Raw genomic sequence first — 9,737 nt, 5'->3', positions numbered from 1 at the left:
GACGGATACCACCCATGCCCTCCATCACCTCCTGGACCCGTCTGGAGCCACGGGCCCGGCTCGACGCCCTCGACGGGGGCCTCCAGGCCCAGGTGCACGACCCGCTGTGGCTGCTGGCCCGGCAGTGGCAGCTCGGCGAGTTCACCGGCGAGGACACCGGCAGCCCCGTCTCGGTGCGGCTGCGGGCGAAGGTCGCGCCGCTGACCACCTGCCGGCCGCCGGGCGGCGAGCCGGAACCGTACCGGCCGGACCGTCCGCTGGAGGCGGCGGTCGAGGCCGAGGACGGCGGCGGGCTGTCGGGGCTGCGGGCGGCCGTGGACAGCGGCCGGCACTGGCTGCGGCTGCTCGCCACCGAGCCCAACCTCGCCCCGTACGCCGGGGCCTTCCTCACCCACTGCCCGCTCACCGCGCGGGGCGGCGACCTCGACCCGGACACCGGCCGCTGGCTGGCCCTGCACCACCGCCGGGCGCCCGACGGCGAGCTCCTGGCCCCCGTCCTCACCGCCCTGGCCCGGGGCACGGTCCCGGACTGGCTGGAGGCCCCGGCGGACCAGGTGCCCGCACTGGCCCGGCTCGCCTCGTCCTGGCTCGCCCATGTCGCGACGTGCTGGCCCGAGGGCGAGGCGGCGGAGTACTGGCGTCCGGAACGGATGGAGTACCGCTTCACCCTCACCGCCCCGGGAGCCGAACTCACCGCGCCCGAGTACGACGGCGCCCGCCTCGACTGGTACTCCTTCGACCTGGACCCGGCTCCCGGCGAGGGCAGCGAGGTCGTCGCCACCTCGCTGCCCGCCCCGGCGTCGTTCGCCGGTGCCCCGGCGCCCCGCTGGTGGGAGTTCGAGGACGCGCGGGTCGACCTCGGGTCGCTGACGGCCGAGCGCCGCGACCTGGCCCGCCTGCTGCTCGTCGAGTACGCCGTGGTCTACGGCAACGACTGGTACCTGATGCCGCTGCGGACCCCGGTCGGCTCCGTCGTCCACGTCGACTCCCTGGTGGTGACGGACAGCTTCGGGCGCCGCACCCTGGTGCGGGCGGCCGGAGACCTCCAGGGCGACGGCCAGGACTGGAGCCTGTTCCGCCACAGCGGCTCGGACGGCGGGCGGGCCGACCGGATGCTGATCTCGCCGACGCTGCCCGTCTCCCTCCAGGGCGAACCGCTGGAGGTGGTGCGCCTCTTCCGGGACGAGGGCGCGAACCTGGCGTGGGCGCTGGAGGAGTCGGTCGAGGGCGCCGCGGGCCGCCCGGTCCACCGGGCGCAGGAGCCTGCCCCCGTCCCCGCGCCCGTCCCCGGCCGCTACCGGCTCGCCTCCTCGGTCCCCGCCCACTGGTTCCCCCTCATCCCCCAGGCGCCCCGGGGCGGCGGCCACCACCTGCGCCGGGGCACCATGCCCTCCCCCACAGGCGGCCCCGACCCCCTGCCGCGGGGCACCCTGCTCACCCCGGGCGCCGACCTGCTGCTGCACGAGGAGGAGGTCCCCCGAGACGGGGCGGAGATCACCCGCGCCTGGCAGTACGCCCGTTGGTCCGACGGCTCGACCCACACCTGGATCGGCCGCCGCAAGCGCCCGGGCTTCGGCGAGGGCAGCAGTGGACTGGTGTTCGACACGGTGGACTGACGCGACGCCGCCTCCCGTCCGCCGCACGAAGGGCGACGCCTGCGAGACGGCTCTCACAACGGGCTCACCGCGGTCCGACACCCCGCCATCGGCTCACCGAACCGTCATTCTTGCCGTCCGCGGGCCTGACGCAGCAGGAAGGACGCTCTTGGCATTCGATGACACCGTCCGTGACCTTCCCGTTCCTACGAGTCAGTGACGCATCACGCGGTTGCGCCCTCGCGAGCCGGCAGGCGTGCTCCGTCACACGCGGAGCCCGCTCGTCACGTCGCTGAGCGGGCCCCTCGCGGATACTCTGGGATTCATGATCGAGTCCGGACAGCCGCGGCTCCGTCGGAGCTACGGCTACGGCTGGCTCGTGCGGCTGTCGCCGGTGATTCTGACCGTCGTGATCGCCAGCCTGGCCTACGCCACTCCGCCGGAGATGGCCTTCAGCCGCCTCCTGCCCGCGGCGCCGGCTCTGGCCGCCTCCATGTGGCCGGTGCTCCCGACCGTCCTCCTCGGGACCGTCTGCCTCCTTCTGATGATCGGCCTCAGCCTCGTCTTCCCCGACCTCGGGACGTGGTGGACGTGCGGGGGAATCATCGCGGTCACCGTGGCCGCCGCGTACGGAAGCCATGTCCGGCTTCAAAGGGAGCGCACGCTCTTTCAGGTACGGCTCGTCGCCGACGCGGCCCAGCAGGTGGTGCTGCGGCCCCTGCCGCACCGTTTCCGGAACGTCGAGATCGAATCGCTGTACCTGGCAGCCGCAGCAGAGGCCCGCATCGGCGGGGACTTCTACGAGGTCGTCGACTCTGCGTACGGGGTACGGCTGCTCATCGGCGACGTGCGGGGCAAGGGCCTGCCGGCAGTGGGAGCGGCCGCGGCGATCGTCAACGCCTTCCGGGAGGCGGCACACGACGAGGCCTCCATGGCCGACGTCGCCCGCAGGCTCGATGCCGGCTGTGCCCGGCACAACGCCGCCCATCCACCCGAGGCACCGATGGAACGCTTCGCCACCGCGCTGCTCGTCGAGATCCCGCATCAAGGCAGCCACATCACCATCGTCAACTGCGGACACCCCCCGCCCTTGATCCACAGCCTCAAGAACGTGCGCATCCTCGAGCCGTCCGCCCCCTCGCCCCTCCTCAGCCTCGCGGAACTGCTCGGCGACCACTACCACGCGGACGCCTTCGACTTCGCCCCCGGCGAACTCCTCCTCCTCTATACGGACGGGATCGCCGAAACCCGCGCCCGGGACGGCGAGTTCTTCCCGTTGACAGCATGGATGCGCCGACAGCCCCCCACACCTCCCCGTGATCTGCTCACGGCCCTGCACCACGACCTCCTCCGTCACAGCAAAGGCAGCCTCGACGACGACATCGCCGCCTTGGCCGTACGCCTGCACACTCCCTGAGCCGTGCCCGTGGGCGAGGTGCCGCCCCACGAGCGGCGGGCGGCGGGTGGCCGTCAAGGCACGGGCAAGGCCTGTTCCGCCCAGATCGTCTTACCTGTCGGCAGGTAACGCGTACCCCAGTGGTCGGTGAGCTGGGCGACCATGAACAGTCCGCGTCCGCCTTCCTCGTCGTTGCCGGCGTAACGGGCATGCGGTGAGGTGTGCTGCGAGTCGGAGACCTCACAGATGAGAGAACGGTCCCGGATCAAGCGCAGACCGATCGGGCCGGAGGCGTGACGGATCGCGTTGGTGACCAGTTCACTGACCACCAGTTCCGTGGTGAAGGCCAGATCGTCCAGTCCCCACCGCGCAAGCTGTTCCGCGGCCATCGAACGTGCGCGGGCGACGAGCGCGGGGTCCGAGGGCAACTCCCAGGCCGCCACCTGGCGTGCGTCCAGCGCACGGGTGCGCACGACGAGGAGCGTCGCGTCGTCCCGCACCTGGTCCGACGCCAGCTCCGCGACGATCCGGGCGCACAACAGGTCGGACGACGATCCTCGCTGCTCCCCGAGCACAGCCGCCAAGCGGCGCAACCCCACGTCGACGCCCTGCCCCCGGGCCTCCACGAGGCCGTCGGTGAACAGGACGACCAGGCTTCCCTCGGCGAGCGCCACTTCCGCGCCCTCGTACGGAAGCCGCCCCACGCCCAGAGGAGCCCCCGGTGGCAGGTGAAGGAAGCTGACGGGGCCGTGCGGCTGCACCACAGCCGGCGGCAGGTGTCCCGCCGCCGCCCAGGTGCTCGTCCGGGAAGCCGGATCGTAGATCCCGTAGACGCACGTCGCTCCGACGGCGCCACTGCCGTCCGAGCCTTTCACGTTCTGGTCCGACGCGTCCTTGCCGACCTGATCGTTCAGCCGGGCAAGGAGCTCGTCGGGCGCGAGGTCCAGTTCGGCCAGGGTGTGCACCATCGCGCGCAGGCGCCCCATGGTGGCAGCGGCTCCCAGCCCGTGGCCGACGACGTCCCCCACCACGAGTCCGACACGTGCGCCGGACAGCGGAATGACGTCGAACCAGTCGCCGCCGGCACCGAGGTGGCTGTCGGCGGGCAGATAGCGACTCGCCGCCTCGACCGCGCTCAGCTCGGGCAGCGATCGTGGCAGCAGACTGCGCTGGAGCATGAACGCGGCGGTGCGCTCCCGGCGGTACCGCCGGGCGTTGTCGATGCACACGGCGGTCCGCGACGCCAGCTCCTCTGCCACCGCCCGATCGCCGTCGTCGAAGGGTTCCGAGTCCTCGCCCCGTACGAAGGTGACAAGACCCAACGGCGTCCCCCGCACGATCAGCGGGACGTACAGCCGTGTCGGCGCGACCACGGCGTCCGCGGTCGCACGGCCCGCGGCCAGGCTGTCGGCCTGCGACGACCCGGCGGCGTACGCGACCCGCTCCCCCACTTGGGAGGATTCTTCGTCGGAATCGGCCACGCGTACCAGGTCCCATGCCGTGACGGGCTTCGGCTCCTCTCCCTCCAGCACCTCTGCCGCCACGTCGACCAGCACGGCGTCGGCGTACTGCGGCACGGCGATCTTGGCGAGCTCCACCGCCGTTCCGGACGGGTCGAGCGTCGCCCCGATCCGTGCACCGGCCTCCGCGAGGAGCGAGAGGCGCTGCTGCGCACGGTAGTGGTCGGTGACGTCAATGGACTGCTCGCACACGCCCACCGGCTCCCCCCGGCCGTCAAGCAGTCGGAAATAGGACGAGGACCAGACGCGCTCACGCCGCGGGTCGGCCGGGGCCCGCCCTCGGAAATGCACGTCGATGACCGGCTCACCGGTCTCGAGGATCTGCCGGACGAAGTCCTCGGGCGGCGCCAGATGCTGGGTGGTGAGGACATCGCCGGGAAAGAGCTCGGTCATGGAGCGGCCCAGCGATGCCGTGAGGTCGCCACCGAGCTCCCGGACACTGGATGCGTTGGCCCACAACAGGCGCGCACCGGGTCCGTAGATGGTCAGTGTCACCGGCGACTGGGTCACGAGCCCCTGCAGCATCGCCTGTCGGGTCTCCCACCAGCGAAGCCCCTCCAGCTCGGCCGCCATGAGGACGGCGGAAGGGGCCCGGCCTGTGGAGTCCCCTTCGGATGCGGAGGTCAGGGGACGCAGAGTCACCGCCACACGCACGGTGTGTCCGCTACGGTGACGCACGTCCACGACGGCACCGCGCGTCCCACCGAACCGCAGCCCCTGATCCGGCCGCCGCTCTTCCGATCCGTCGCCTTCGGCGTGCGGGGTTACGAGCAGGTCCGCCGCCCGGCGTCCCAGTACCTCCGAAGCGGGATATCCCAGTAGGGCCTCGGCCTCACGACTCCACCCGACGAGCACCCCGTCTGCGGCAAGCAGGGCGAAAGCGGCCGGGGGCGGACCCAGGCGCCCACCTTCTTCCGCCCCGGCGGGAGGAGTGAAAGGTAGCCCTTCCATGGTCCCATCATCCTTCCGAGCGGTCGCGACCGCAGTGCGCTCGGTCCGGTCCGCCCAGGGCGGCATGCGCCGGCCACCGGAGCCGTCGACGCTTCTGCCCCGACCCGCGCTGACATCTCCGACACCCTGCCGGGCATCGCCCTCTCGATCTCGCTCGATCCTGAAGGAAGCTCGGTTTCTTCCAGCAGCAGCACGAGAGGCGCCTGAACCGGATCTTGTCCGTCAGGCGCCTCTCGTCAGCCGCGGAGGCCCGTCGGTACGCGCAGTCCGCTCCCCCTGTCATCCCGGAGTGGACGGGCGGGGTCAGGAGTAGACGGTCGTCCAGTCGCCGCTCTGCTCGGTGGGGACCCACACGATCGTGTCGTCGTAGTACGTGGCGAAGGAGCAGGAGTTGTTCTTGTAGAAGGTGACTCTGACCTCCCCCTTCCACCACCAGCCGCTGATCCAGGTGTCCTTGCTCGGCGTGCTGAAGCAGCCCGACACCGATTCGCCGCTCTGGTTGTAGCCCTCGACGCGGATGGAATAGACGACGGTGCTGGTGTCGTGGAAGCGGAGCTGCTGGCCGTTCGATCCGGCGAACGACTGACCCGCGGAGCCCAGCAACCCGGCGAAGGCAAGGGCAGAGGCCGCGACAGTGGTGGCGACCTTCTTGCGCACGCTCATTTTTGTCCCCCATGAGATGAAGCTCGGACGCCTCCTCGCGGGAAGGCGAGGGGCATGGAGACGCGAATGTCACAGGCCGATGCCACTGTCGATGGCATGCGGGCGCCGGGCCGGATTGTCGTCCCGACCCTCCGTTCACGCTGTGGCGCTGTCTCCAGCGGAGAATGTAGGCCCGAGCGGCGCGCGGTGGTGTGCGTGGCGTGCCGGGTTTCTGTCCTCTGCGTGCAGCGAGAGCGCCCGGTGTTCGGTAGGGGGCATCCCGTAGGCCTCGCGGAACGCCCGGCTGAACCCGGTCGCACTCGAGAATCCCCAGCGCGCCGCGATCGTCTGAACGGACCGACCGCCCAGTTCCCCGCGTGCCAGGTCGGCGTAGGCGTGCTCCAGCCGGCTCTGGCGGATGTGTGCCGCGACGGTCAGGGGCTGGTCGCCGAGCCGTCGCGCGAGAAACGCCGTGGCCAGGTCGAGAGCGACGGACCCCGCTCCGCGCAGCTCCTCCGGGTCGCATTCCGGCCCTCGTATGAACAGTGTCCTCAGGAAGTCGGCGAGGATCGCCCCTGACCCCACGTCCGTGGCCAGGTCCCGTGCGAGGAGGCGGTCCACCCGGTCGGTGCTCAGTCCCAGCGTCTGACGAGGGATCTGCATGACCACCGACTCGATCCGTCCCTCCGCGCACACCCCCTCGCTCGGCCGTGAGGTGTCGGTGAGCACGAGTCCCCCGCGACCACCGCCTCGTTGCCGTTCTGGGAGATCCGCACCTCACCTTGGGTGTCGAGGTGATCGACGGGCCGTCCAGGCGAGTGCCCCGACCGAGGGGGACGCGCCCGGACGGCGCTCTGTCGGGCTTCGGCCCGGAGCCGTGCTTCACGCGGGTCGTGCCTTTGCTGGATGGCGTACCGGATCTCCTCGCGGAACCGGAGCCGGAGCCAGAGCCGGAGCCGTGGCCGTGGCCGTGGGCTCAGGCGCCATTCCCGGCGGCGGTGGCGCGGCGGCGGCGCGTCCTGACCAGGACGCCGGCGGCGGCGCCGCCGAGGAGCAACGCGCCGAGGGCGTACGGGCTGCCGCTGCCGCTGCTGCCCCCGTCCGCACCTTCGCCCGCACCTGCGCCTGCGCCTGCGGCCCAGCCGAAGCCCGCTTCGACTGCACCGACGGGCTGGCCGGAGATCTGGTAGGTGACGGTCTGCTTGATGCGGGGCGGGCACTTGAGGGTCACGGTGTCCGTGCCGGAGACGGCGTCCAACGGAAGCGTGAACCGACCCACCAGGACGCCCTCCCGGTCGCCGGGCAGGAGGTGGAACTTCCCGCCCGCTTCCGACTCGCCCTTGCCGTACGTCTCCTTGCCGCAGGCGGTGGTGCTGACGGTGACGGTGGTCCCGGGGGCCGCGTTCCCCGGATTGACCCGGACGTCACCGTCGGGCGCCGCGACGGCGGGGGATGCGGACAGGGCGAGGGCGCCCAGGACCAGGACGAGCTGGGGACCCTTACGTGCGAGACGCATGCTTTCTTCTCTCCTTCGGCGGAGCTTTCCCGGCCGGCTGGGCAGCGCGGCGCCTGTGCTGTGCTCCGTGCACGAGAAGAACCCCGACCGGTGAGCACCGCAACGCGAGATTCGCGCGCGCTGTCCCCCGGTCGGGGTCTTGATCTGCCCTGCCGGTGATCATTTCCGCAGGTCACGGCGGCAAGTGCGGTGCTCGAAATCGGACGGCGCCCTGCGCGCGAACGGGCTAGACGCAGGGATCACGAGCGTCGTCGATGCTGTCTGATCCCGTTCACGGCGGAGGCTTCCAGCCCTGCCGTGCCGGCCACGAGGAAGCGGTCAGTCCCGGCCCAGGATCGCCGTGAGGGCCTGCCGCAACGCCGCTCCGGGATCCGCCGACGCCCCTTCGGACCGCCACGCGACGAACCCGTCGGGGCGGACCAGTACCGCGCCGTCGGGCGTGACGCCGTGAAGCTCCGCCCAGTCCGTTTCGCTCGCGGGGGAGAGCTCGGCGTCGGGCCCGACGCCGATCCGGTACGAGTCGAGCGGCACCGACAGCTGCTGCGCGACGCGTGTCGCCGCGGTGTGCCAGTCGCCGGCGCCGTCTTCGGAACTCAGAAGCACCAGGGACCGCTCGTACAGATCGAGGGTGGAGACCCGGCTGCCGGCGCGGTTCAGCCACATGTGGGGTGCCCGGCTTCCGGGTTCGCCCGTCAGGCGCAGGCCGTCGGGCACGACCGGCATCGTCCGGTCGACGCCTAGGACGGCGCCCTGCGGATAGCGGTAGCCGAGCACCTCGTTGAGGATGCCGCCCTTCTTCCCGACGGGGCCGCCGGCTCCGGGGCCGGGGGTGTACCCGGGGTGGCTGTGTTCGACCGACCGCGCCGCGGCCCGGGAGCTCGTCGTCTCCGCGACCGGTCGGCGCTCCGCGCCGTAGGAGGCGAGCAGGCCGGGGCCGGCCCAGCCGCCCAGTACGGCCGCGAGCTTCCAGGCGAGGTTGTGCGCGTCCTGGATACCGGTGTTGGAGCCGAACGCCCCGGTGGGCGGCATCTCGTGGGCGGAGTCGCCGACGAGGAACACCCGGCCGTCCGCATACCGTTCGGCGATCCTCTGCGCCGCGTGCCAGGGAGCTCTGCCCGTGATCTCCACATCGAGGTCCGGCACCCCCACGGCCCGCCGGATGTGTTCCGTGCACCGCTCGTCGGTGAACTCCTCCAGCGTCTCGCCGTGTTCGGGGTGCCAGGGAGCGTGGAACACCCAGTGCTCCCGGTTGTCGACCGGCAGCAAGGCCCCGTCGGCCTCCGGGTTCGTCAGGTAGCAGACGATGAAGTGCCGGTCGCCGACGACGTCCGCGAGGCCGCGGGAGTTGAAGGTGATGCTCACGTTGTGGAAGAGGTCGCCCGGACCGCTCTGCCCGATGCCGAGTTGCTCGCGAACCGGGCTGCGCGGGCCGTCCGCCGCGACGAGGTAGTCCGCGCGGATGGTGGTGTGTTCACCGGTGCCGCGGCTCTTGACCCGTGCGGTCACCCCTTCGGAGTCCTGCTCGAAGGACATGAGCTCGGTCGCGAACCGCAGGTCTCCGCCGAGCTCCACGGCGTGCTTCAGCAGCACCGGTTCGAGATCGTTCTGGCTGCACAGGCACCACCCGGCGGGGCTGAAGCGGGCGACCCCGCCGCCGGGGTCGATGTTCTTGAACAGCCACTCGCCGACATCGCCCACCAGGCTCGGCGTCTGCAGGATCCCGTTGTTGGGTGCCAGGACCGACGCGGCCTCCTGGACGGACCGCGTCAGCCCGGCGCTGCGGAACAGCTCCATCGTGCGGACGTTGTTGCCACGGCCGCGCGGGTGGATCGAAGTACCGGCATGGCGCTCGACCAGTGTGTGCGGCACGCCGAGACGCCCCAGGAACAGCGAGGTGGACAGGCCCACCAACGAGCCGCCGACGATGAGTACGGGTGTGCGGTGAACGGTTGCTTCGGCCGCGTCGAATCGGTTCATTGCTCGTCTCCGGCGTCGCCTGCGACGCGAGTTGAGGATGGGATGCAGATTCATGCCCTTCGGGGACGGGTTCGCGTGCCCGGGGCACCCGTATGACACGCGGTTCACTCGTCCGCTTCATGCGGGTCGCGCGCTGGAGG

7 protein-coding genes are annotated in these 9,737 nt (G+C 71.5%); 2 read left to right on the top strand and 5 right to left on the bottom strand.

From position 1 onward, the window contains the following. The first annotated feature begins 14 nt into the window (after positions 1-14). Both ACFCY7_RS09350 and ACFCY7_RS09345 read left to right on the top strand, forming a co-directional pair. On the top strand, positions 15-1,616 hold the full coding sequence (locus tag ACFCY7_RS09350; protein ID WP_376482830.1) for a hypothetical protein: 1,602 nt from the start codon (positions 15-17) through the stop codon (positions 1,614-1,616). A 304-nt stretch (positions 1,617-1,920) separates the two neighbouring features. Next, the gene (locus tag ACFCY7_RS09345; RefSeq protein ID WP_376482828.1) at positions 1,921-3,012 is read left to right on the top strand and encodes a PP2C family protein-serine/threonine phosphatase; all 1,092 of its coding nucleotides are present in this window, start codon (positions 1,921-1,923) and stop codon (positions 3,010-3,012) included. 53 nt (positions 3,013-3,065) lie between these two features. Here the strand turns inward: ACFCY7_RS09345 and ACFCY7_RS09340 are convergent, their stop codons facing one another. From ACFCY7_RS09340 to ACFCY7_RS09320, 5 genes are all read right to left on the bottom strand, one after another. Next, entirely contained in the window at positions 3,066-5,462 is a 2,397-nt protein-coding gene (locus ACFCY7_RS09340; RefSeq protein ID WP_376482826.1) for a SpoIIE family protein phosphatase, read from the bottom strand. Between the two features lie 303 nt (positions 5,463-5,765). Next, entirely contained in the window at positions 5,766-6,125 is a 360-nt protein-coding gene (locus tag ACFCY7_RS09335) for a hypothetical protein (RefSeq protein WP_376482824.1), read from the bottom strand. A gap of 135 nt (positions 6,126-6,260) precedes the next feature. Beyond that, positions 6,261-6,833, bottom strand: coding sequence for an AraC family transcriptional regulator (locus tag ACFCY7_RS09330; RefSeq protein WP_376482823.1), 573 nt, complete (start codon positions 6,831-6,833; stop codon positions 6,261-6,263). Positions 6,834-7,080: 247 nt separating this feature from the next. Beyond that, complete coding sequence (locus ACFCY7_RS09325) at positions 7,081-7,620, bottom strand: sortase (RefSeq protein WP_376482822.1); 540 nt, start codon at positions 7,618-7,620, stop codon at positions 7,081-7,083. 318 nt (positions 7,621-7,938) lie between these two features. Next, positions 7,939-9,597, bottom strand: coding sequence for an FAD-dependent oxidoreductase (locus ACFCY7_RS09320; RefSeq protein ID WP_376482821.1), 1,659 nt, complete (start codon positions 9,595-9,597; stop codon positions 7,939-7,941). Positions 9,598-9,737: the final 140 nt, after the last annotated feature.

The organism is Streptomyces sp. NPDC056361 (genome assembly GCF_042262805.1).
Taxonomy (GTDB): Bacteria; Actinomycetota; Actinomycetes; order Streptomycetales; family Streptomycetaceae; genus Streptomyces.
Note: the sequence above shows the minus strand (reverse complement) of the source record. Positions and strands in the feature narration are given on the sequence as shown.